A 23,189-nucleotide genomic window follows, 5' to 3' on the forward strand; every position below is an offset into this window, starting at 1 on the left:
AACACGGGAGGAATTTCATGCGCATCGCCATAGCCGGGGCCGGGATCGCCGGGCTCGGCGCCGCCTGGCTCCTGGACCCCGTCCACGACGTCGTCGTCTTCGAGACCCAGCCGAGGATCGGCGGCCACGTCCTGACCGTCACCACGTCCGCCGGACAGGGCGTGGACATCGGCGCGCAGCACGTCGCGCCGGGCGCCTTCCCCCTCTACGCCGGTCTCCTGGACGAGCTGGGTCTGGCGACGGAAGCCCTCGTCGAGATCCCGCTGTCGACCACGGTCCTGCGGCATCCAAATCCCACACCGACGATGGTCACCCCGCACGTCAAGGGCGCCGGCCACGCACGTTCGACGATTCTGGGAGAGGAGTGGGCCGCGGTGGGCCAGATGATCGGCCAGGCCGCGCAGTGGCAGGCACAGGACAGGTCATGGGAACTACCGCTCAGCGAACTCGTCGAACCGCTCCCCGTCACCCGGGAGATCAAGGACACTCTCCTCTACCCGCTGCCGGCCTCCTTCGTGGGCTGTGACATCACCCAGGTCAGGGGGATGTCCGCGCGCGCCGCCACGGCCTTCCTCACCGCCGTCCCGCCCGCGAGCCCGGACGAGGCGCCAGTGTGGCACAACCTGCGGACGGGGCTGAGCGCGGTCGCCGGCGCACTCTCCGGCGGGCTCGGACGAGGCCGGATCCGCACGAGTGCGGGCGTCACGCTCCTGCGCCGGGTCGGCGAGGAGATCGAGGTCACCGACTCGACCGGACGCCGGCACCTGGTGGACCGGGTCATCCTGGCCACCCACCCGGACGAGGCGGCACGGCTGGTCGCGTCCCTCGCCGGAACCGACCGGCTCGTGAGCGCGCTGAACGAGTTCGGCTATATCGACGTGCTGGTCGCCGCGCACACCGATCCGGCCTACATGCCCGCCGAACGCCGGCACTGGTCGACCAACACCGTCACCGTGCACGGCGGGTGGGCGGAGACCAGCACCTGGTACGGGCCGGCCGGCGCCGACGTCTTCAAGAGCTGGATAACCCATCGTGAGGAGGCGCCCCGGAGGCCGCTGGCCATGGCGTCGTTCCGGCAGCTCTGCCTGACACCGCCCGCCGTGCGCGCACGAGCGCGCGTGACCGCGGCCCAGGGCATGGGCGGAGTCCACTTCGCCGGTCACTACCTCCACTACGTCGACAGCCAGGAATCGGCCCTCGCCAGCGCGGTCGACATCGCACGCGAACTCGCCCCCGAAGGCCCGCGCCTGAAGAGACTGCTCGACCACTCCGCCACCGGGTGAGCGGCATCGGAAAGGAAACAATGCCTACCCCATCACATGATCGTTTCACCGATATCAACTACGAGGTGCGCGGTCCGGTCGTCGAACGGGCGGCGCGGCTGGAAGCCGAGGGGCATCGCATCCTCAAGCTGCACAACGGCAATCCCGCCGCGTTCGGCTTCGAGGCACCGGACGAGATCGTCCAGGAAGTGATCCGACAGCTGCCGCGCGCCCACGGGTACAGCGAGGCCCAGGGAATCCTTCCCGCCCGCGAGGCGGTCGTCCGGCACTACCGGCGGCGCGGGTTCGAGGGCCTCGCCGTCGAGGACGTCTACCTGGGGAACGGCGTGTCCGAGCTGATCGTGATGGCGCTCCAGGCCATGCTCGGCGCGGGTGAGGAAGTGCTGGTCCCGCCGCCGTCTCGCCGCGCAAGGTCGCTTGCCGGCGGCGACGGCGCGTCCTGGAGTGGCAGGAAAGAGATGATCTTTGGCTGTATTACGACTGGCCAGGGGCAGATCCGCGATGGCATTCTCTTTTCGGGTGCGACCGAAACGTCACCTAGCGACGAAAACGTGTTGCTCGTCGTTCAGAAAATGAGGGGGCCGCGCCATGGAGACGGGAAATATCAGTAGATCCGCGACTCGGGATTCCCGGCGGGGGCGAGCCATCCGGATTATCGTCGAGCCTCCCCAGAAAAGCGGTGGCGGCTCCGGGAACGCGGCCCGGCGCGAGCCCGGATCCCAGCAGAGGTGACGGGCGGGCCGACGAGAGAACGGGGCTCATGTCACCAGGAACTGCTCGGCCTGAAGACGGTACATAGCGGCGTACCTGCCGCCCGTTCCCATCAGTTCGGCATGCGTTCCCTGTTCCACGATCCGGCCCGTCTCCAGCACGTAGATGCGGTCGGCGCGGGCGACCGAGGCGAGCCGGTGCGTGATCAGGATGACCGTCGTCCCGCGCCCGGCCAGCTCAGTGATCTTGTTGAAGACGTCGATCTCCGCCGCCGGATCCAGGGCGGACGTGGGCTCGTCCACGACGAGGACGGGCGCGTCTCGGTACCAGGCCCGGGCGAGCCCGAGGCGTTGCCATTGGCCGCCCGACAGATCGGTGCCGCCGAAGAACTCCCGGGCGAGCAGCGTGTCCCAGCCGTCGTCGAGCCGGTCCGCCACGGCGTCGGCGCCGGTGGACCGCGCCGCGTGGGCCAGCCGGCGCTCGTCCGGAGCCTGGTCGGGGCGGCCCGTCACGACGTTCATGCGCGCGGTGAACGGCCACTGGACGAAGTCCTGGGACACCAGGGCGATCTGGTCCCAGAGAGTGTCGCGGTCCAGGTCGCCCGTGGGCACACCGTCCCAGCGGACGCTTCCGGAGGACGGCAGGTAGAGCCCGGTCAGCAGCTTGGCGAGGGTCGATTTGCCGGACCCGTTGTCGCCGACCAAGGCGACCACCTCACCGCGCCGGACGTCGATGTCGACGCCGTCCAGCGCCGGGGTTCGCGCGCCCGGATAGGTGAAGCGCAGCCCGCGGGTGCCGATCGTCTCCACCGGCGGCACCAGCGGCCGGCCGCGCGCCGGCACGGTTCCGGCCCGCGCCCGCGCGCAGACCTCGCGCCACTCGGTGGTGAGCAGCCCGTCCTGGTACAGCTGCTGGAACCGCGTGACGAACGATGTCAGGCTCATCATGCTGGAGCGGATCGCGAACGCGGCGGTGCCCGCGGTCGCGAACGTCGTCCGGCCGTCGATCACGAGCAGCAGCAGCGCGGCGTAGGTCCCGAGGGCCGCCAGCCCGCTCAGGGCGCCGGCCAGGGACCGGGTGAGCGCCTCCTCGCGCGCCAGCCGCGCCTGCTCCCGCGCCGACAGGGTGGCCAGGCGGCGATAGTGCGCCAGCAGGAAGCCGCCCACCCGGTGGGCCCGCACCTCCTCGGCGCTCTCATGGCTGGTCATCAGCTGGGCGAGCAGGTCGACCTGGCGGGTCAGCTGCATCCAGCTCTTCATCGAGGAGTGCCGGGCGGCGGCGGTGCGCGCGACGCTCCACGCCCGCGGCGCCAGCGCGACGAGCAGCAGGGGAGTCAGCAACGGGTTCAGCGCGACGAGCACCCACAGGGCCGCGAAGATCGACACGACCTCGCCGCACAGGCCGACGGTGCTCTGGGCCACGCGCGAGGTCGCGTCGGCGCCGCGCCGGGCCGTGCTCAGCCGGTCATGGAAGTCGGCGTCCTCCATCAGGACCTGCTCGACCCGGACGGCCTGCTCCAGCAGGACCAGCTGGGCCCGCTGGGCGATGCGCGGTCCGAGCCGTCCGGACGCGGCGATGGCCACGGCGTCGCACAGCCCCCGTACGGCCATCGCGCAGGCCATGACGACCGCGACCGGTGCCATGGAGTGGATCTTCTCGTCCGGCGGCGCCGCCGAGAACAGGCCGGTGAGCAGCCGCTGCGTCGTGAGGTAGGTCGCCGAGGTCGCGACGCCCAGCACGAACTGGCTCACCGCCACGACGGCGAGCGCGGCGGGATCCGCCCGGTACCCCAGCCGGAGGGTGATCGCGATGATGGCGGGTAGCCGGCGCAGCGCCGCACGGGTACCGGCGTCCTCGGAGGGCGGCCCGTGCGTGGGACGGATCCCCCGCCCGAACAGCGGGTCGTGCTCCGCTGGGCGGCCGGGGGCCCGCCGGTGGCGTGTTCGCCTCACTCGCGCTCGATCAGCACAGGCAGGGGCGACCGGTGGCACCGCAGGTGTGGCTGCATCCAGCGGACGCGCACCGGCACGAGTTGATGGGCCACGTGGGGTCGCACGGGTAGACGCAGCCCTCGGAGTCGTCGGCCATCCTTATGCCGGGCACGGGTGCGGCATTGCGAAAGTGCGCCTCCCAGCCGAAGCCGCCCTCCACTTTCGGGTCGAGGTCGAATTCCCCCATCTGACAGTCCTCTCTCGCTATTCGGAGCGGATCTCCTATCAGCACCCCATTGTCGAGAATGACGAGGTCGCCGATGCCGTCACCTTATATCGGCCATCAGCACTGTCGGCATCATTTCTAAGAACCTGGAAATATGCGGGCCATGGCACTTGGCGCGAATAGGCTGTGCGTGGTTGACCGCTGGGAGGGGGAGCATGACCCGGCATTCACTGTTTCGCAGACCCGGTTTCGCCGTGGTCCGGTTGTCCGCATTGGCCGCCGATGCCGAGGTGCCGGTACCGCCGGACGATCTCGACTCGCCCGAGGTGATGCGCCGTTACCTGCGCGAGGTGGCGGCACATCCCCTGGTCCGTGAGGCCATCGCGGTGTCCAGCGCCGGGCTCGACGGCGCCTTGCGCAAGGTCACGTCCAGGGACGCCATGTCGGCGGCGAACCTGCGGCGCGCGGTGCTGGCGACCACCCGCTACCTGTCCCGGATGACGCACCGGCCGACGCCCTTCGGGCTCATGGCGGGCGTCGCCGAGGCGCGGTTCGACACCGAGCCGAAGTTCCGTGTCGGCGGCGACCATCGCAAGCATGCCCGTGCGGACATGGGGTGGCTCATCGAGGTGATCCGCCCGTGGGAGTCCGACCCGGAGGTGCTCGCCCACCTGCGCCTGGTCGCCAACGACCTCTGTTTCGTCCGCGGTGACCGGCTGGTGCTCCCGCTCGTCCGGGGGAAGCCGGACGAGCGGGGCCCGAACGACCAGGAGCAGACGGTGCGCGCGACGAACGCGGTGCGCGCCGCGATGGCCGCCGCTCGCGAGCCCGTCCGCCATGCCGACCTCGTCCGGCGGTTGCGCGAGGGTTTCCCGGACGCGCCGCCGGACGTCGTGGCGCGGATGGTGGCGCAGCTGGTCGAGCGCGAGTTCCTCCTCACCGACCTGCGCCCACCGGCCACGGCGGCCGATCCGCTGCACCACGTCCTGGAGCGCCTCCCGGAGCGAGGCGCGCTCGCCGGCGTCCGCGACGCGCTGGCCGCCTATTCCGCGACCTCGCCGGGCAACGGGCTCGCGGCGTGGCGGACGGCCACGGCCGCGATGCGCGGCCTGCACGCCGGCGACCGGCCGATCCAGGTCGATCTCGGGATGGACGCCGACGTGATCCTCCCCGACGCGGTGGCGACCGAACTGGTGGACGCGGTGTCGGTCGCCTGGCGGATCCTGCCGTCCCGGCTGGCGCCGCTCGACCCGCTGGCCGACTACCGGGCCGCGTTCCTGGAACGGTACGGGACCGGCGCGCTCGTCCCGATCAAGGAGCTGATCGACCCGGAGATCGGTATCGGGCCGCCGTCCGGCTATCTGCTGCCCCCGGGACACCGGCGGCCTCCCGACCGTCCCGTACCGGACCGCGAGCGCGACACGTTGCTGCTGGGCCTGGCGCAGCGCGGTGGCCAGGAGATCGTGCTGGACGACGCGCTGGTCGAGCGGCTCGCCCGGCCAGCGGACGCCGACGCGCCGGCCTCCTACGCCGAGGTGTGCGCCGAGCTGGTCGCCGACTCCGAGGACGGGCTGCGGGACGGCGAGTTCCGGCTCGTCATGACGCCGATGAACTTCACCCGGCCCGGCGCGATGTTCGGCCGTTTCCTGCACCTGCTGCCGGAGCTCGGCGCCGCGGTGGCGGAGATCGCACGTGAGCAGGTCGCGCCCGCGGAACCGGCGCAGGTGGTCGGGCCGGTGCTGGACTCCCGCAGTTCCAACGTCGCCCAGGTGCCGCGGCTGGTCGGCGGGCTGGCGGCGGCCGGGGTGTTCGCCGACCGCCCGGCGGCGCTCGCGCTGGACGAGCTGCTCATCGGCGCCGACCATGATCGGTTCCTGGTGGTGTCCGGGCGGGACGGCCGCGAGCTGGCCCCCCTGCCCTTCCACGCGCTGAACCTCCAGCTCACGACGCCGAACGCGGTCCGGCTGCTGATGGAGATCGGCGAGGGCCCCACGCCGGCGTGGCCGCTGTGGAGCTGGGAGGCGGCCGAGCAGATGCCGTACCTGCCGCGCGTCCGGCGAGGTAGGACGATCCTGTACCCGGCCCGGTGGCTTCCCGACCCGCAGCTGACGCAGGAAACGGACTGGGCACAGTGGAAGCGGCATTTCGCCCGGTGGCGAGCCGACTGGGCGGTACCCGACGTCGTGTACGCGGCCTTCACCGACCACCGGGTGCGCCTGGACCTGACCAGCACTGCCCAGTTGCAGACGCTGCACGCGGAGCTGCGCAAGCGCCCGGGCACGGTGCTCCAGGAGGCTCCGGCCGGCGGCCGGTACGGATTCGGGTGGGCACGGGGACACGCGACGGAGATCGCCGTCCCGATGCGCCCGGTTCAGCGCCGCGAGAACGCGGACACCATCCGGCGGCAGGCCGTCCGGCGGGCCCACCCGCCCGGCGGTGAATGGCTGTACGTGAAGGTCTACGCCACGCCGGGCCGGCACGGCGAGTTGCTCGCGCGGCACGTCCCCGGGCTCGTCCGCCAGGCCGCGGCGATCACCGACCGCTGGTTCTTCCTGCGCTACCGCGACGACGAACCTCATCTGCGGCTCCGTTTCCACGGGGAGCCCGCGGCGCTCAGCGCGCAGCTGCTGCCGATCGTGCACCGCTGGGCCGCGGATCTCGCCGGGGCGAGGCTGATCAGCCGGATCGTCCTCGACACCTACCTGCCCGAGACGGGCAGGTACGGCGGCCTGGAGCTGATCGAGGCGGCCGAGAGCGTCTTCCACGCGGACTCGGACAGCGTCCTCGGGCAGCTCGCGGCACGCGAGGAGGGACGGCTGGACCTGCCCATGCCGCTGCTCCTCGCGGCCAACCACCTCGACCTTGCGAAACGTCTGTACGGCGATGGGTGGCAGGACTGGCTGCTCCAGACCTATCCGAAGGGCGCCCGCCACAAGGCGTTCCAACAGCGCCGCCGGGAGGCGATGCGGCTGCTGGATCCGGCGACGGGATTCACCGAACTGTCGGCGCTGGCCGGCGGGCAGGCGTTGCTGGACGGCTGGGAGCACCGCGCCGGCCCCGTCGTGGCCTATGGCAGGGCGGTACGCGAGGCCCTCGACGATCCGTCGGCCGTCTTCGCGAGCGTGCTCCACATGCACCACAACCGCCTCGCCGGCATCGATCACCACGCAGAGCAGGACGCCTATGCCATCGCACGCGGCGTCCTCCAGGCCCACCACGACCGAGAGCGGCACCGGACCAGATGACATCGCAGATCGTCGAATCCATCGCGGACAGGCTCGCCGACCCCGGAAGGGTCGCCGACCTCACCACCCGTCCGGGGAACGAACTGACCCTCCCGTCGGGAGTGCTGAGGCAGTGGGAGCCGATCGGGCTGTCGGACGCCTATCCGGGGGTGGCCCTGCTCTTCGCCGAACTCGCTGCCACCGACCAGGCCCAGCGGGCGCGCGCGCACGCCCACCTGACGGCGGCGCTCGCCGCGGAGGCGCCGCCACCGGTTCCCGCCTTGTTCGGCGGCGCCGTGGCCCTCGGGTTCGCCGGCCACGCGGCGGCGCTGGCGTCGGGCGGGTACGGGACGCTGCTGTCCCAGCTGGATGAGGCCATCGCCGGCCAGGTCGGGCGGTGGGCGCGGGCACGGCGGTCGCGGCTCGCCGCCGGAGGCACCATCGGTGACTGGAGCGGCTACGACGTCATCACCGGCGGGGCGGGGTTCGGCCGGTATCTCCTGGCGCGCCACGAACGGACCGGTGACGAGGCGACCGGCGAGGCGCTGCGCGAGACCCTCGGGGTCCTGGTCGATCTCGCGCTCGCCGGGACGGTCACGGTGGACGGCCGGGAGGTCCCCGCCTGGTGGGTGCACCATGACATGACCCGGAGCCATGACGTCCCCGGCGGCCACCTCAACCTCGGGCTGGCCCACGGTGTGGGCGGTCCGCTCGCGCTGCTGGCACTGGCCTGGCGCGCGGGCGTCCGGGTGGACCGGCAGGACGAGGCCGCCGCGGCGATCGTGGCGCTGCTCAACGACCGGCGGCTCGACGACCCGGCCGGCCCCTACTGGCCGCACGAGATCACCCTCGACGAGCACGACCACCCGGGGAGGACGCGCGACGCCTGGTGCTACGGAGCGGCGGGGATGGGTCGCGCCGTGTTCCTCGCGGGCACGGCGTTCGACGAGAAGGAGTGGCGGGAGACCGGCGACGCCGCGGTGCGCGGCGCGCTCACCAGCTCCGACGAGCGCTCGATCCACGATTCCGCGCTGTGCCACGGCTGGGCGGGGCTGCTGCACATCGCCTCGCGCATGGGCCACGACACCGGCGACCCCGCCTACGCGTCCGCCGCCGACGGGTTCGCCGCCCGGCTCCGCGAAACCTACGACCCGGACGCGCCGTTCGGGTTCCGGTACGTGCATCCGGCCGCGGCGCACGAGACCGACCGGCCGGGCTTCCTTGAGGGCGCCGCCGGCATCGCCCTCGCCCTGCACTGCCATGAGACGGGCGCACCACCCGTCACCGGCTGGGACGCCGCCCTGCTCCTCGACTGACCCCGCTCCTCGACCGCCCCGCTCCTCGATTGACAAGGAGACCGACGCATGAGCTGGTCCGACATCTTCGCCGACCCCGCCGACCGCGAGCGCGTGGACTGGGGCCGGACGCACCTGCGCTTCACGGCGTCCCCGACGACCACGTCGCTGCTGAGCTTCCAGCGGATCGACGACTGGATCCGGTACGGGCAGGTGCGCTACCCGCAGTTCCAAGTGAACCTCCTGGAGGGCGGCGTGCCGCCCACGCTGTTCACCGAGACCCGCCAGTACCTCGCCCTGAGCATGCCCGGCTACCCCGTCACCGCCGCGATCGCCGAACAGATCCGGCAGGGGGCCACACTGCGGTTCGTCAAGATCGAGGACTGGTATCGGCCCGTCGCGGAGCTGGCCGACCGGCTCACCGCGACCATCGGCGGCGGCATCTCGACCTACGCGTTCTACACCGCTCCCGGGGACGACGGGGTCGGCGCGCACTGGGACGCCGCGGACGTCTTCGTCCTCCAGGTCGAAGGCACCAAGAAATGGAATCTCTGGAACATCCAGGACGGCGTCGGCTGGCAGGCCAGCCAGAGCCTGCACACCGACCGGGACCCCGACCACGTCATCGAGCTGGCGCCCGGGGACGGCCTGTACATCCCGGCGGGCACCGGCCACCGGGCGTTCGCCGGGCCGCGGGGATCGCTGCACCTGTCGATCGCGTTGTCGACGACCTCGCACCGGAAGATCATCCGGACGCTGCTGGAGGACCTGCTGGCCGCCGTTCCGCTGCTGGACCGGCTCCCGGTGGACGGCGACCGTCTCACCCCCGTCGCCGCGCTGCTCCGCGACGTCGCCGAGGCGGCGGGCAAGACCGACCCCGCCGCCTTGCTGGCCAAGGCGGACCGGCACGAACCGCGCATCAGCGAAAGCCCGCTCATCGCGGGTGTGGAGCCGGCGCGCCATGACCCATGACCAGATGACGGCCGACGTCGCTGAGGGGTGGGGGGTGCCGCCCGTCCAGCAGGCCACCGAACTGCACGTCGGCCGGACCGTCGACGTGCGGATGGCACTCGACCCGTACGTGTCGACGCTGGCGCTGGGCGTCGACGCCTTCGCCGGCCGGAGCGGTGCCCCGGCGCGGTGGCGGCGCCACGTCCTCGGCCGCCTGGCACCCCGCAGCATCCAGGCCATCTACCCGCTCGCGGTGCGGGGACGGTCGGTCGTCCCCGGTTCCGTGAAGCCGCTGAACCCGATCACCGAGACCGTGGTCGGCGACCAGGTCGAACGGCTTCGCGCCATCCCCGGGGAACGCCTGCTCGACGACCTGGAGGCGGCGTTCCCCGCCGGGGACCTCCCCGCCCACTGGCGGCACGTCGCGGACCATCCCGGGGACTGGCTGCACGGCTACGCCGACACGATGGACGAAATCTGGAGCGCCGTCGAGCCCCTCTGGGCGGAGGCGCTCCCGCTGCTGGAACGCGAGATCGAACGCGTCGGTGTCGCCTTCGTGCGCGGCGGGCTCGGGACCGTCCTGGACGGCCTGCACCCCGCCGTCGCCTTCGAGGACGGCGCGCTGCGCGTTCCCGATCCCGAGCCGGCGCGCTTCGACCTCGATGGACGCCCCCTGGTCCTGGTCCCGATGCTCTCGGCCGTGGACGCGCTGATCTGCGACTTCGACGACGCCGCCGCGGTGTGGATCGCCTACCCGCTGCCCGCGCTCGACCCGCTCGCCCACGATCTGACGGACCCCGGGTCGCTCGACACGATGCTCGGCCCCGTACGCGCCGCGCTGCTGCGGGCCGTCGCGCGGCCGCTCACCATGGGCGAGCTCGCCAGGCTGACCCAGCTCTCCCCCAGCGCGGTGACCCACCATTGCGAACGGTTGGTGGGCAGCGGCCTGGTACGCCGTGAACGCCATGGCCGCGAGATCCGCATCCACCAGACCGAGCGTGGCCGCCGAGTCGTCGGCCTCTTTCCACCCGACCCCCGCGTTCTCTGACCCGAACGCCGCCGCCGGAGTGCGACCGTCACGCGAACCCCTCCGACCTGGGACGACGCCCGATCCGCACGGCCGTCGTCCCGGCGACCTTTCGATAATGCTCGAAAGGCTCGTCGTCGTGGCCGGCCACCGGCAGGATTCCACCGCCAGGCGCTGGACCGTCGATCCGCGGAGGAACAGTGAGAACAGCACACACGCCTCACATCAACCGGTGCGCGCAACACGGAACCCGTCGCACACCGCTGGTTCCCGTCCTCAGAACCCCCACGCCCTTCCGATCGATCGCCGCCTACCTCACGCCAGGGGTCAGCTCGTTCGGGCTGGGCGTCGTGGGCAGCGTCTTCATGGACCGGTCGCGCCAGGGCCTGCCGCCCTTCGAGCTGATGATGTGCGGCGACGAGACCGGGGTCGTCCGCACCGACCTCGGCTGGCGGGTGGACGTGGCACACGGTCTCGGCGCGCTGACCCGGGCCGACCTGGTGATCGTGCTGCCGACCGCCCACCGCCCGCTTCAGCTGCCCGAGCCGGCGGTCGAGGCCATCCGCTCCGCCCACGACCGCGGCGCGATCGTGTCCGCCTTCTGCTCGGGTTCGGCCCTGCTGGCCGGCACGGGCCTGCTCGACGGCCGACGCGCGAGAAGCCACCGGAGCCCGGTCGTCTGCCTGGCCCCACCGACGGACGGGCCGCAGCCCCTCTACGTGGACACCGACCGCATCGTGACCGGCATCAACACGGCCGCCGGCATGGATCTGTGCCTGTACCTCCTGCGGCGGGAGCACGGTCCGGCGGTCTCCCAGGCGGTGGCGAGGCAGCTGATGGCGTGCCACGCCGATGGGCCGGCCCCGCCGCAGGGGCGGGCCCCCGAAGACGCGGACCTGGTGGACCTGCTGTCCTGGGCGCGCACCCGCTTGGACCAGCCCCTGTCAGTCGGGGAGATGGCGCGGCACGCCTCGATGAGCCCGCGCACCTTCGCCCGCCGCTTCCGCGCGGCGACCGGCACGACCCCCATCGTCTGGCTGCGCGACCAGCGTCTCGACCACGCCGAGGAGCTGCTGCGGACCACCGACGAGCCGATCGCCGCGATCGCCCAGGCGGTGGGCTTCCAGCCGGCGCAGTTGCGTGTGCACTTCATGAACCGGCACGGCGTCCCTCCCAACGCCTACCGCCGTGCCGCTAGGGAGCGGACAGCAGGTTCATGAGGCCCGTCCCGCGGTCGGTGCGGTTCAGCCGGACCTCCCGTCCACGGCGCGCGCGTTCCAGGAGACCCGCGTTGACCAGGTGGTCGCAGTGGTAGGTCACCGTGCTGGGGCCGAGCTCCAGCCTGCTCGCCAGGTCGCTCACGGACGGCGCGTTCCCCGCGTGCCGCAGGATCGCCGCGCGCACCGGCCCGAGGACCAGCGCGAGGGCATCGCCCGGCGCGGGCCCGGCGCGGCGGCGGTCGAGGATCTGGCCCAGGCCGGGCAGCGGGTAGCCGACCCACACCGCGTCCTCGCGCTCGACGCTGTACATGCTGGCGGTGAGGCCGGACGCCAGCGGCACGAGGACGAGCCGGCGGTGTTCGGTGTTCGCCAGCTGCCAGGGCGCACTGTTGGGGCGGCAGTTGGGCAGTTGCAGCCGGCCGCCGTCGAAACTCACCGCCGAACGCAGACCGTTCATCACGATCTCCAGACCACCGCTGACCGCCGCGACACCGACCCGTTCCGCCTCGCGCGCATGCAGGCCGTCCGACTCCGTCCACAGGGGGGCGAAACTGTCCCAGGCCGCCGCCACCAGCCGGTGATAGGACGCCACGAACGCTTCCGGCCGGTCCACCACCGCCCGCCAGACGGGCGGCGGGTCACCGCCGAACCCCGCGTCGACCTCGGCCGCCAGCAGATCGGGATCGAGCCCGTCCACCTCCTCCAGAACCGTCGCCATGTCGATGCTGTCCAGCGTCCGGAGCAGCGCGAGACTCTCGGGCAGCCACCCGTCCGCCGACGAGAGCAGCGCGACCATGCCCGCCGCGTCCGCCGCGGGCAGGGACCGTCGGACGACGTCCCGCCGGACGGCCGGAACGCCATGCTTGCGTCCCCCCAGCAGATCGCTGAGCACCGAGAGCATCGTCGCTCCCGGGTGACGGATGACGCTGACGCTCACGTGCTCCAGAGGCCCCAGCGGGATCACATAGTCGTCCACGATCTAGATAGACCCCAACAACCGACCCTGGGTTCCCACCCCGGCGGACTCCTATCGTTCTTGTGACACCAAGGTGGTGGGACGCCGGAAGAGGGGGCTGTCGAGGATTCGGTGGTCGTGGCTGGGGATGACCTCGCAGTCCAGTCCGGCGACGAATTCGAAGGTCTCGTAGCATTCGAACAGGTTGGTGTGGATGGTCGGCGCGATGCTCTTTCGCCAGTCGGGGTTCCAGTTCTCGTAGACGCCGATCGCGTCACCGGCGAGCAGGTGGCGTCCGGTGCCCGTTTCGACGAGCACGCCCTGGGAGCCCGGGGTGTGTCCGGGGAGCGGGACGACGGTCACGCCCGGACAGATCTTCTGCTCTCCGGATATCGCCTCGATACGGTCCCAGGCCGACATCCATGGTGCCTGTAGCCCGGGAAGCTTCTCGTACGCGCGCTCGTGCACCGGCAACGGGTGCACCGCGTATTCGAGTTCCTTGCGGTTCACCAGGATCTGGGCGTTCCGGAACAGGGCGTTGTTCGAGCAGTGATCCCAGTGCAGATGGGTGTTGACCACGAAGTCGACGTCGTCGGGGTCGATCCCACTTTCGCGGAGAACGTTCTCGGGCGACTCCTCTGTGGCACGCGCGAAATCGTAGGGATGGTGCCGGCGGACGTAGTCGGGGGAAAGTGTTCCGGTGTCGACGACTATGCGGGTGCCGGCTGCTTCGATCACGAACATGAACATGTGGACGTCGATCGAGTCGTCGCTGGCCGAGCCGTAGACGGCACTGGTCAGTGGGACGTTTCTCGACCGGCCGACGCGCAGCGCGCTGACCCTCATCGCTCCCCCAGCACGTCGACCCCCAGGTCATCGCCGACCCGGCGCAGGTCGGCGATGGTCCGCTCGGGCAGCAGCAGCCCCTCCCGCGAGTTCCGCGACTCCGCCAGGCTCTCCAGCTCGCCCGGATACCGCACTTCCTCCGCCCCCTCCCGCGAGCCGGATTTGAGCTCCGCGACCAGGTCCGCCATTCGCTGCTCGAACTCCTGCATCGGGCTGAAAGAGGCGATGTTCAAAGCCATGTAGAGGTGACCCGACCGGCCCGGGTGGACGGATTGATAGGGCCCGTTGACGGCCGAGCCGAAGCCGCTTCCGGTCAGCACTCCTGACAGCACGTCCATCATCACCGAGATGCCGTATCCCTTGTGGGCGGCCATGGGCAGTACCGCGCCGAGGAGCGCCTCAGCGGGGTCGCGTGTCGGCGATCCGTCCGCGCCGACCGCCCATCCGTCCGGGATCTTGCTGTTCTGGTTCCTCGCGAGATAGATCTTTCCTCTGGCGACGGCCGTATTGGCGATGTCCAGCACCATCTGCCGGTCGCCGGCCAGCGGCGCCGCGATGGACCACGGGTTGCTGCCGACGAGCTTTCCGCGGCCGTCCCACGGCGCCATCGCCGGGCTGGAGTTGGTTGTCAGGATTCCGATGCAGCCGCGCGGCGGTGCCATCCTCGTGAAATACGCGGCGGTCCCGAAATGGTTCGAGTTCCGCACCGCGACGACGCCGATTCCGTGCCGTCCGGCCCGGTCGATGGCCTCCTCGGCGGCACGCGCGGCGATGACCTGGCCGACGCCGTCGCGGCCGTCCAGTGTCGCGACGGCGCCGCCGTCGGAGACGATCTCGGCTTTCGTCTCGCCGGCCATGACGCCCGAGCGGATGCGGTCGACGTACCAACCGACGCGCAGCACCCCGTGCGACTGGTGGCCCCACAGGTCGGCCTGCACCAGGCTGTCCCCGACGAGCCGGGCGTCATCGAGCGGAACCCCGCACGCGACGAATATCCGCGTCGCGGCGTCGCGCAGTTCGTCAGCGGATATCCGTACGCTCGACATCTCCGGTCCTCACCTCGGCCCGCCCGCCGGCTCGATCAGCACCAGCCGCTCCTCGGTCATCTCGCGGATGGCGTAGCGGGGCCCTTCCACCCCGTATCCGCTGTCCTTCACGCCGCCGTAGGGCATCATGTCCGCGCGGGTGCTCGACGGCGAGTTGATCACGACTCCGCCCATCCGGAGGCGGCGCGCCGCCGCCAGGGCCGTGTCCAGATCCCGTGTGAAGACGCCCGCCTGGAGGCCGTACGGGGTGTCGTTCACCGCGTCGATGACGGTGTCGAGGTCGTCGAACGGGACCACCGACACGACGGGGGCGAACGCCTCCTCGCACAGCAGGCGCGCCTCCGGCGGAACATCGACGAGGATCGTCGGGGTCATCGTCGCGCCCGACCGCTTCCCGCCGGCGACGATGCGGGCGCCCTGGCCGACCGCGGCGTTCACCCAGTCCTCGGCCCGCGCCGCCGCGGCCTCACTGATCATCGGCCCGATGTCGGTCGCCAGGTCCTCCGGGTCCCCCACGACGAGTGTGGACGCGGCGGTGGCCAGCTCGCCGAGGAACTCCTCCAGCACGTCCGCGTGGACGAACAGGCGCTGCACCGACGTGCACACCTGGCCCGACTTCCGGAACGCGCCCCGGCTGCACTGCTGCGCCGCAGACGCGATGTCCGCGTCGCGGCACACGATGGTCGCGGACACGTTGCCGCACTCCATCGTCGCCCGCCGCATACCGAGGCGCGCGGAGATGCTCTTGCCGGCGGCGGTGCTGCCGGTGAACGTCACGAAATCGACCCGCTCGTCCTCGACGAGCGCCCGTCCGACCGGATCTCCCGGGCCGAGCACCAAGCCGATCAGGCCGGCCGGCAACCCCGCGTCCAGCAGCATCCCGCACAGGGCCGCCGCCGCGATCGGCGTGAACGGCGACGGCTTGACGATTGCCGCGTTCCCGGCGGCGAGCGCCGGTCCGATCTTGTGCGCGACGGTGTTCAGCGGGGAGTTGAACGGCGTGATCGCACCCACCACGCCGACCGGCTGGCGGATGGTGAACGCCATCCGGTGGGCGAACCCCGGCGCCGCCTGCACGGGGACGACCGCGCCGTCGATCCGCTTGGCCTCCTCGGCGGACGTCAGCATCGTCTGGACGGCCCGGTCGGTGTCGCCGAGGCAGTCCTTCAGGCTGAACCCCGACTCGCGGACCACGTCGAGGGCGAGCCGCTCGCGGTTCTTCGCGATCTCCCCGGCGACCGTCCGCAGGATCTCGAAGCGCTCCAGCGGATCCAGCGGCGTCCGGCTCGCCTGGCGCGCGACGGACACCGCGTCGGTGACCATGTCGGTCGTCGCGTCGTACGCCACCGCAAGCGGTTCGCCGGTGAACTTGTGATGCACCGTGCGTTCGTGGTCGCTGCGCACCCATGTGCCGTTGATGAGGTTCGCGACCGTGGGAAGTTCTGTCATGACGGCTGTCCTCTCCTCGTTGCCCGCGCCCGCGACGCCTCGGCGACCGGTGACCAGCCGGTGTGCTTCTCGTAGGCGCGTCCCGCCCTGAGCACCTGACTGTCCTGATGGCGGGCGCCCACCATCTGGAGGCCGACCGGAAGCCCGGAACGCGTGCGGCCGCAGGGCACGCTCAGTGCCGGCTGCCTGGTCATGTTGAACGGATAGGTGTACGGCGTCCACGACGCCCAGACGCGCGAGTTCGCGGGGTCCGGAGCGTTCTGGCCCGCCGGGAACGCGACGGTCGGGACGGTCGGCGTGACCAGCACGTCGTACGACTCGTGGAACCGCGCCATGCGGTGACCGAGATCGGCGCACACCGCCACGGCGTCCAGATACGCCAGCGCGGTGATCTCACGGCCCTCCTCCCCATACTCCAGCAGGACGGGGTCCACCCGGCCGAGGTCGTCCGGGCGGTAGCCCCGCAGCGTCCTCGCGATGCCGGCGCACCACATCGTCTGGAACGCCGCGACGGGATCCTCGAAGATCGGCTCGACCTCGGACACGTGCGCGCCCAGGTCGGCGAGCACGCCGACCGCCGCGTCCACCAGCGATTCGACCTCGGGGTCGTTGCTGCCGTATCCGAGGTCGCGCGAGTACCCGATCGAGAGGCCGGCGATGCCCTTCTCGATGCCGTGGACGAACGACTCGTCCCGGACGGGCAGCGCCGCCCAGTCGCGCACGTCGGGCCGGGTGATCACGCCGAGCATGATGGCCGCGTCCAGGACCGACAGGGAGATCGGTCCGCGATGCGACAGCAGCCCGTTGCTGCCGGTGGGATACATCGGGACGAGATCCCCGGTCGGCTTGAAGCCGACCGTGCCGGTGAAGGCCGCCGGCACACGGACGGAGCCGCCCCCGTCGCTGCCGATCGACCAGGTGCCCATCCCGGCCGCGACCGCCGCGGCGGAGCCACCGCTGGAGCCGCCGGGGGTCAGCGTGGGATCCCAGGGATTCCTGGTGATCCCGAAGCGGTGCGAGTCGGTGACGCCCTTCCACCCGAACTCCGGTGTCGTGGTCTTGCCGAGCAGGATGGCGCCGGCCTCCCGCAGCCTGGCGACACTCGGCGAGTCCTCGGTCCACGGGCCCGGGTCGGCGACCAGCCAGCTGCCGCGCAGCGTCGGCCACCCGCGGGTCTGCTCAAGATCCTTGACGGTGGTGGGGATGCCGTCGGCCGCGCCGCGTTGCGCGCCCGCCGACCAGCGGGCCTCGGAGACGGCCGCCGCCCGCAGCGCGGCGTCCGCGTCGACCAGGACGAACGCGTTCAGCTCGGCGTCCCGCTCCTCGATGGCGGCCAGCGCGGCGCGGGTCGCCTCCACCGGCGAGGCCTCGCGCCGCGCGTACGCCCCGGCCAGCTCCGCGGCGCTCATCCCAGCGAGATCTGACACAACGGCTCCTATGCCGGGTGACCGGATGGTGTGCGGCCGCGGCGATCAGCTCGCGACGCCATTCGCCGATGCACCTCCCGGAACGGCATCAGAAAGGTCGAGTTCGAGTTCGGTCAGCGCGGCGACCTCGGCGGCGGTGAATCCCGGCGCCACGTACTCGACCTTGAACGCGTCGCCGCTCCGCCGCAGCACGCACAGATCCGTCACGACGATGTCGACGCAGTTGAGGCCCGTCAGCGGGTATTCGCAATTCTTGACGAGCTTCGGCCGGCCGCCGGAATCGCAGTGCGTCATCAGCACCATGACCGTGACGTCGCCCGCGACCAGGTCCATGGCCCCGCCGATGCCCCCGCCCACCATGTTCGGGGTGCTCCAGTTGGCGAGGTTGGCCGCGGCGTCGACCTGGAACGCGCCGAGCGCGACGAAGTCCACCTTTCCGCCGCGCACCATCTCGAACGACGTCACGCTCTCGAAGAACGAGGCGCCCCGCTCCAGATGGACGTACTGACCGCCCGCGTTGTAGACCTCCGGGTTGTAGTCCTCGGGCGCGGCGATGGTCCCGTAGCCGAGGACGCCGTTCTCCGAATGCAGGACGATGTCGCGCCCGGAGATGTAGTTCGAGATGAGCGTGGGAATTCCGAGGCCCAGATTCACGTAGCTGCCGTTGGGCACGAGTCCCGCCGCCACCTCCGCCATCTGTAGGCGGGTGAGTGCCGGTTTCCCGTTGTAGGTGCGGGCGCTGTCGGCCCCGCGTCCCGCCCTCGGCGCCGGGAAGTCGTGCGGGACGTCGACGGTCTTGCGGACCACCCGGCTGACGAAGATGCCGGGGAGACCGACCGACTCGGGGTCCAGCTCACCGTCGACGATCTCGTCGACCTCGGCGATCGTGACGTGGGCGCCCTTCGCGAAGGCGGGCATGAAGTTCCGCCCCACGCCCTCGAACTCGAGGTTGCCGTAGCGGTCGGCGCGGGCGGCGCGGATCAGTGCGAAGTCGACCTTCAGCCCCATCTCCAGGACGTGCTCGACACCGTCGATCACGCGGGTCTCCTTGCCCTCCGCCACCGCGGTGCCGACGGCGGTGCGCGTGAAGAAGGCGCCGATCCCGGCGCCGCCCGCGCGCAGCCGCTCGACGAGCGTGCCCTGCGGGACGAGCTCGACCTCGATCTCGCCCGCGGCGATCTGCTTCTCGGCGGCCGAGGTCGCCTCGCCCGCCCGCGCCGAGAACGACACGATCAGCCGGTTGACCTGCTTGTTCTCGATGAGAGTGTTCGATCGGTACTCGCCCGTGCCGAGCGAGTTGGCCACGATGCACAGCTGCCGGGCGCCGTGCTCCCGCAGCGCCACGGTGAGGCTCGTCGGGAAGCTGTGGGTCATCCCGAACCCGGCGATCGACACGCTTGCGCCGTCCGGAATGTCGGAAACGGCCGCCAGCGGAGACTCGTACACCTTGTTAATCGTCATGCCTATCCACCTTCTTCTGGGCCCACACAATCTCGTCGCGGCTTCTTACGTCGTGCTGGCGGGACGGAAGCGGGGTAGCGCGCTGCCGTTCCCGGTGTCCTCGAACACCACCTCGACGGCGTCCCCGATGCGGACCTGCTCGACGTCGCAGTCGACGATGTTGGTCATCACGCGGGGTCCCTCTTCGAGCTCCACGTAGGCGAGGACGTAGGGGGTGACGCCCTTCCACTCGCCGGCGGCCCGGTGGACGACGCTGTAGGAGTAGACGACGCCGCGGCCGGTGAACGCCTCCCACCGGGTGTTCATGCTGTGACAGAACGGGCATATCGGTCGCGGGTACCAGATCGCCTCGCCGCAGTCGTCGCAGCGCTTGCCGAGAAAGGTCCCCTCGGCCGCCGCCTTCCAGAACTTCTCGGTATCCGGGTTGACCACCGGCTGCGGGGTGGGCAGGACCGGGCTCCGTACGTCGCTCACGCGCTGTCCCTTCCGAGGATCATCGTGGCGCTGCGCATCCGAGTGCCCAGGTCGCCACCGTTACCGTGCACCAGGGCGATCTCGCAGTCGCGCACCTGCACGCCCGGATTCGCCTCCCCCCGGAGCTGCCGCACCGCTTCGATGATCTTCGTGATCCCGCCGCGGTGCCCGGGGTGGTTGTTGCTCAGCCCGCCACCGTCGGTGTTGAAGGGCAGCCGTCCGTCCGGTGCGACGAGTGCGCCGTCCATCACGAAACGGCCGCCCTTGCCCTTCTCGCAGAAGCCGAGGTCTTCCAGGATCTCCAGGACGGTGATGGTGAAGCTGTCGTAGATCGACACGTAGTCGATGTCCCGTACGGTGACTCCGGCCTGCTCGAACGCCGGCGGACCGGACCAGACGGCGCTCGTGTACGTCAGGTCGACCTTGCCGCCGTTGGTCAGCTTCGCGGACTCGCCCTGGCCCATGATCCGCACCGCGTGCCGGTCCAGGCTGCGAGCGACCTCGCGGCTCACCACGACTACGGCGCCGCCGCCGTCGGTCACCAGGCAGCAGTCGGCCCGGTGCAGCGGGTCCGCGACGAGCGGCGAGTTGACGACGTCCTCGACCGTCATCACCTTCTGCAGGAAGGCGTTCGGGTTGTGGGAGGCGTGCTTCGTCGCCGCCACCTTGATCTCGGCGAGTTGCTCGCTCGTCGTGCCGAACTCGTACATGTGCCGGCGCGCCGACAGCGCGTAGGAGCTCACGAGGCCGGTGACGCCGAACATCGCGCCTTCGAAGGAGTCCTCCGGCCGCGCCGGACCACCCCCACCGGGCTGGATGCCCGTCCGCGGCTTGCCTGCGAGCGTGATGAGCGCGACGTTGCACTTGCCGGCCGCGATGGCCGCCGCCGCGTGCGACACGTGGTAGATCGGCGAGGCCCCGCCGCTCTCGGTCGAGTCCATGTAGGTGAGATTGCGCAGGCCCAGGTACTCGGCCATCGAGACCCAGCCGCCGCCGTATCCCGGCGCGTCGTGGCCGCAGAAGTAGCCGTCGACGTCGGCGAGCGTCAGCCCCGCGTCGGCGAGCGCCCCGACCGCGACCTCGGCATGGATCTGTGCCAGCGACTTGTCTGGCAGCTCTCTACCCGGATGTTCGTATGCTCCGATGATGACGGCGGCATCGTTGACGTTCATGTCGGTCCTCCCGGACGCTGGGACGGCACTTCGGTGGGCTCCGCGGCACTGACGGCCGCGGCACCCGGCCAGTGGCCATGGCGGATGTCGGCGTTGTGCTGCCCGATTCGCGGTGCGGGCCGCGGCTCCGGCGGCTCGTAGCCGAGCAGCCGCAGCGGAAATCCCTTCTGCCTGCGGGGCTCGTCGAGGAAGACCCTGCGACGTCGAAACAGCGGATCCGCGGCGCGCTCGCGGGCCGACCGGACGGGCGCCGAGGCGATCCCGGCCTGGGTCAGCTCACGCAGGCACTCCTCCTTGGAAAGCCGCCGTGTCCAGGCGCCGATCGCGGTGTCGACCTCCTGGTGGTTCCGCTCCCACCAGCCGGCCGACCTGTCCGCCAGCCGGTCGGCGCCCACGAGCGCCGCCAGCGCGGCACGCTCCGCGTCGGTTCGGCAGACGATCGCGATCCACTGGTCGTCCCCACCGCACCGGTAGACGTCGTGCGGCGTGCTGCCGGGACGCCGGTTGCCGGTCGGTCCTGGAACGGTCCCAGCTGCACGATACTCGGCGATGCGGTCGGCGAGCGTCCAGCTCACCAGCTCCCGCTGCGACACGTCGAGATGCGTCCCGCGCAGGCCCCTGGCCACGCAGTACGCGATCAGCCCGGCACCGAACAGGGAGACCAGCTGGTCGGGATAGTTGATCTCGGCCGACGACCACATCGGCCCGTCGCCCGCGTATCCCGTGATCGAGGCCAGGCCGGAGAGCAGGTCGAGGGTGGAACCGTAGGATCGGATGCCCGACTCGGGACCGAACTGCCCCTGGCTGGACAGCGACAGGTAGATCAGGCGTGGGTTGATCTCGCTCAACGTCGGATGGTCGATGCCGAGCCGGCGCGTGACCCCCACGGTGAAATTCTCGATCAGGACGTCGGACCGTGCGACGAGCCGGTGCATCTCCGCCCGCCCGGAGCCGGTCTTCAGATCGATCGTGATCCCGAGCTTGCCCGCGTTGTTCGACGCGAAGAGCGGCGAATCCTCCGTGACCTCGGCATCGTCCGCCGTGGGCACCGGCCACACCCGGAACGCGTCCGGCCGTTCCATCGATTCGATCTTGATGACCGTGGCGCCGTAGTCCGCGAGCAACCGGCCGGTGGCGGCCCCCGCCGTGATGGTGCCGAGGTCCAGCACGACGACACCGGCGAGCGGGCCCTGCTTGGCGTCCCGCTCCGCACCGTCCACCAGGCGAAGCCGCGGAGGCGGGACGGTCGCCCCGCCCGCACCGGCCAGGTCCGCGCCGGCTCTGTCCGCGGCGTGTCCGTCCGCGGCGTGTTCGCTGCGGTGCGGTTCGCCGGCGTCGAGGTCCGGCGGCGCACCGCACCGCCATGGCAGTCCGACGACGGGCGCCAGCGGGGCACGGCCGTCCGGCACCGCCGCTTCGGCTTCTGCGTCCGTGATGAACGATCTCGCCCGGTACTGGGGGTCGGCCGCGAGGTCTGCCAGGTCCGCGCAGTACCCGAATGGCAGGCCGAGCCGCTGGGCACCGTGGTAGATCTCCCGCTTGGTGCGCTGCGCGGCCCATCTCTCGACGACCGGCCACCAGGACTCCATGAGCTCGAAGCGCGCCTGATCGCCGCGCAGCCGCGGGTCCGCGAGCGCCGGGTCGTCGACGAGCGCGACGACGCTGTCCCACTGCTCAGGCAGAAAGACGAACCCGACATACCCGTCCGCCGCTCGCACGATCCGCCAGCGGCCGCTGCTCGCTCCCGTCCGCACCGGGATCAGGCCGGTCTCCGCGTAGACGACGTCGCTCTTCCAATCGATGTACGCGGCCACATCGCAGAGGGCGACGTCGACCACATCGCCACCCGGCCGGCGCAGCGCGAGCATGGACCCGTAGAAGCCCGCGAACGCCGCGGCGTGTGCCGTCTGCTCGCCGCCGAGGCTCAGGGGCGCCCGCGCAGGCTCGCCGACCATCGCCGCCAGACCTCCGTAGCATTCGGCCAGCAGGCTGTCCCCGTAAGCATCGGACCGCACGTCATCGGCGCCGTAGGGCGTGATCGTGACGACGACCAGCCGCGGGTGTTCCGCGCGTAGGCGGGCCGGCGACAAACCGGTCTCCCGCGCCCGGCCCGGCCCGGAATCGGTGATCACGATGTCGGCGGACGCCAGCAGTTCCGCCAGCCGGGCCCTGCCGTCCCGGCTCTCCACATCGACCTGCACGCTCTGCTTGTCGGCGTTCAACGCGGCGAACAGGTACCCCACCCCGCCGGCGTCGACCGGCTCCTGCGTCCGTAGTGGATCACCGCCGGGAGGCTCGCATTTGATCACGGAGTCGCCGAAGCCGGCGAACAACCGTCCGCAGCTCTGGCCGGCCACGCCCTCGGCGAGTTCGACCACCCGAAGGGGGCCACCTCGCTTTGAAGGCCTACCGGTTCCGGCTCTACCGCTCATCGGGCGCCTTCACTTATGGAGTCCATGGGAATACCTCACCTACCTACGGCGACCTCGTC

Annotated in this window: 17 protein-coding genes; 7 read left to right on the plus strand and 10 right to left on the minus strand. The window is 71.3% G+C overall.

The window, feature by feature from the left end; all coding sequences use genetic code 11:
• Nucleotides 1-17 precede the first annotated feature (17 nt).
• The gene (locus AMA02S_RS18230) at nt 18-1,283 is read left to right on the plus strand and encodes an FAD-dependent oxidoreductase (RefSeq protein ID WP_067459921.1); all 1,266 of its coding nucleotides are present in this window, start codon (nt 18-20) and stop codon (nt 1,281-1,283) included.
• On the plus strand, nt 1,280-1,894 hold the full coding sequence (locus AMA02S_RS18240; RefSeq protein ID WP_157430672.1) for a pyridoxal phosphate-dependent aminotransferase: 615 nt from the start codon (nt 1,280-1,282) through the stop codon (nt 1,892-1,894). Before AMA02S_RS18230 ends, AMA02S_RS18240 begins: the two co-directional genes overlap by 4 nt.
• Before the next feature lie 147 nt (nt 1,895-2,041).
• Here the strand turns inward: AMA02S_RS18240 and AMA02S_RS18245 are convergent, their stop codons facing one another.
• Nucleotides 2,042-3,946, minus strand: a complete 1,905-nt coding sequence (locus tag AMA02S_RS18245) for an ABC transporter ATP-binding protein (RefSeq protein ID WP_084265280.1) — start codon at nt 3,944-3,946, stop codon at nt 2,042-2,044.
• 420 nt (nt 3,947-4,366) lie between these two features.
• Between AMA02S_RS18245 and AMA02S_RS18250 the strand changes: the two genes are divergently transcribed.
• The 5 genes from AMA02S_RS18250 (at nt 4,367) to AMA02S_RS18270 (ending at nt 11,868) form a co-directional block, all read left to right on the plus strand.
• Entirely contained in the window at nt 4,367-7,396 is a 3,030-nt protein-coding gene (locus AMA02S_RS18250; RefSeq protein WP_084265281.1) for a lantibiotic dehydratase, read from the plus strand.
• Nucleotides 7,393-8,691 carry a lanthionine synthetase C family protein gene (locus AMA02S_RS18255; protein WP_067459930.1) on the plus strand — a complete coding sequence of 433 codons (1,299 nt, stop codon included), beginning with the start codon at nt 7,393-7,395 and terminating at the stop codon, nt 8,689-8,691. The genes AMA02S_RS18250 and AMA02S_RS18255 overlap by 4 nt, the downstream gene beginning before the upstream one ends.
• Before the next feature lie 48 nt (nt 8,692-8,739).
• Entirely contained in the window at nt 8,740-9,642 is a 903-nt protein-coding gene (locus tag AMA02S_RS18260; protein WP_067459935.1) for a JmjC domain-containing protein, read from the plus strand.
• A complete protein-coding gene (locus AMA02S_RS18265; RefSeq protein ID WP_067459936.1) occupies nt 9,632-10,669 on the plus strand; it encodes a helix-turn-helix domain-containing protein in 1,038 nt (345 codons plus the stop codon). The genes AMA02S_RS18260 and AMA02S_RS18265 overlap by 11 nt, the downstream gene beginning before the upstream one ends.
• A gap of 329 nt (nt 10,670-10,998) precedes the next feature.
• Entirely contained in the window at nt 10,999-11,868 is an 870-nt protein-coding gene (locus AMA02S_RS18270) for a GlxA family transcriptional regulator (protein WP_218005018.1), read from the plus strand.
• Here AMA02S_RS18270 and AMA02S_RS18275 read toward each other — a convergent pair.
• The 9 genes from AMA02S_RS18275 to AMA02S_RS18315 are packed head-to-tail and all read right to left on the minus strand — an operon-like array spanning nt 11,843 to nt 23,076.
• Nucleotides 11,843-12,844, minus strand: a complete 1,002-nt coding sequence (locus AMA02S_RS18275) for an ArsR/SmtB family transcription factor (protein ID WP_067459939.1) — start codon at nt 12,842-12,844, stop codon at nt 11,843-11,845. The two genes, AMA02S_RS18270 and AMA02S_RS18275, sit on opposite strands and share 26 nt — an antisense overlap.
• A 51-nt stretch (nt 12,845-12,895) precedes the next feature.
• Nucleotides 12,896-13,669, minus strand: a complete 774-nt coding sequence (locus AMA02S_RS18280; RefSeq protein ID WP_067459942.1) for an N-acyl homoserine lactonase family protein — start codon at nt 13,667-13,669, stop codon at nt 12,896-12,898.
• On the minus strand, nt 13,666-14,715 hold the full coding sequence (locus AMA02S_RS18285) for an Ldh family oxidoreductase (protein ID WP_067459943.1): 1,050 nt from the start codon (nt 14,713-14,715) through the stop codon (nt 13,666-13,668). Before AMA02S_RS18285 ends, AMA02S_RS18280 begins: the two co-directional genes overlap by 4 nt.
• Nucleotides 14,716-14,724: 9 nt before the next feature.
• A complete protein-coding gene (locus AMA02S_RS18290; RefSeq protein WP_067459945.1) occupies nt 14,725-16,164 on the minus strand; it encodes an aldehyde dehydrogenase family protein in 1,440 nt (479 codons plus the stop codon).
• On the minus strand, nt 16,161-17,591 hold the full coding sequence (locus tag AMA02S_RS18295; RefSeq protein ID WP_245667632.1) for an amidase: 1,431 nt from the start codon (nt 17,589-17,591) through the stop codon (nt 16,161-16,163). The genes AMA02S_RS18290 and AMA02S_RS18295 overlap by 4 nt, the downstream gene beginning before the upstream one ends.
• Before the next feature lie 45 nt (nt 17,592-17,636).
• On the minus strand, nt 17,637-19,052 hold the full coding sequence (locus tag AMA02S_RS18300) for a 3-oxoacid CoA-transferase (RefSeq protein WP_218005019.1): 1,416 nt from the start codon (nt 19,050-19,052) through the stop codon (nt 17,637-17,639).
• Nucleotides 19,053-19,097: 45 nt separating this feature from the next.
• Entirely contained in the window at nt 19,098-19,526 is a 429-nt protein-coding gene (locus tag AMA02S_RS18305; RefSeq protein WP_084265282.1) for a Zn-ribbon domain-containing OB-fold protein, read from the minus strand.
• Complete coding sequence (locus AMA02S_RS18310) at nt 19,523-20,698, minus strand: thiolase domain-containing protein (RefSeq protein WP_067459951.1); 1,176 nt, start codon at nt 20,696-20,698, stop codon at nt 19,523-19,525. The genes AMA02S_RS18305 and AMA02S_RS18310 overlap by 4 nt, the downstream gene beginning before the upstream one ends.
• Complete coding sequence (locus tag AMA02S_RS18315) at nt 20,695-23,076, minus strand: CaiB/BaiF CoA-transferase family protein (protein WP_067459953.1); 2,382 nt, start codon at nt 23,074-23,076, stop codon at nt 20,695-20,697. Before AMA02S_RS18315 ends, AMA02S_RS18310 begins: the two co-directional genes overlap by 4 nt.
• Nucleotides 23,077-23,189: the final 113 nt, after the last annotated feature.

The organism is Actinomadura macra NBRC 14102 (assembly GCF_001552215.1).
Taxonomy (GTDB): domain Bacteria; phylum Actinomycetota; class Actinomycetes; order Streptosporangiales; family Streptosporangiaceae; genus Spirillospora; species Spirillospora macra.

Excerpts from the sequence above, each read along its gene's own strand:
- AMA02S_RS18230 (WP_067459921.1), top strand. The coding sequence starts at position 18 with ATGCGCATCGCCATAGCCGGGGCCGGGATCGCCGGGCTCGGCGCCGCC.
- AMA02S_RS18250 (WP_084265281.1), top strand. The coding sequence starts at position 4,367 with ATGACCCGGCATTCACTGTTTCGCAGACCCGGTTTCGCCGTGGTCCGG.
- AMA02S_RS18255 (WP_067459930.1), top strand. The coding sequence starts at position 7,393 with ATGACATCGCAGATCGTCGAATCCATCGCGGACAGGCTCGCCGACCCC.
- AMA02S_RS18260 (WP_067459935.1), top strand. The coding sequence starts at position 8,740 with ATGAGCTGGTCCGACATCTTCGCCGACCCCGCCGACCGCGAGCGCGTG.
- AMA02S_RS18265 (WP_067459936.1), top strand. The coding sequence starts at position 9,632 with ATGACCCATGACCAGATGACGGCCGACGTCGCTGAGGGGTGGGGGGTG.
- AMA02S_RS18280 (WP_067459942.1), bottom strand. The coding sequence starts at position 13,669 with ATGAGGGTCAGCGCGCTGCGCGTCGGCCGGTCGAGAAACGTCCCACTG.
- AMA02S_RS18285 (WP_067459943.1), bottom strand. The coding sequence starts at position 14,715 with ATGTCGAGCGTACGGATATCCGCTGACGAACTGCGCGACGCCGCGACG.
- AMA02S_RS18290 (WP_067459945.1), bottom strand. The coding sequence starts at position 16,164 with ATGACAGAACTTCCCACGGTCGCGAACCTCATCAACGGCACATGGGTG.
- AMA02S_RS18300 (WP_218005019.1), bottom strand. The coding sequence starts at position 19,052 with ATGACGATTAACAAGGTGTACGAGTCTCCGCTGGCGGCCGTTTCCGAC.
- AMA02S_RS18310 (WP_067459951.1), bottom strand. The coding sequence starts at position 20,698 with ATGAACGTCAACGATGCCGCCGTCATCATCGGAGCATACGAACATCCG.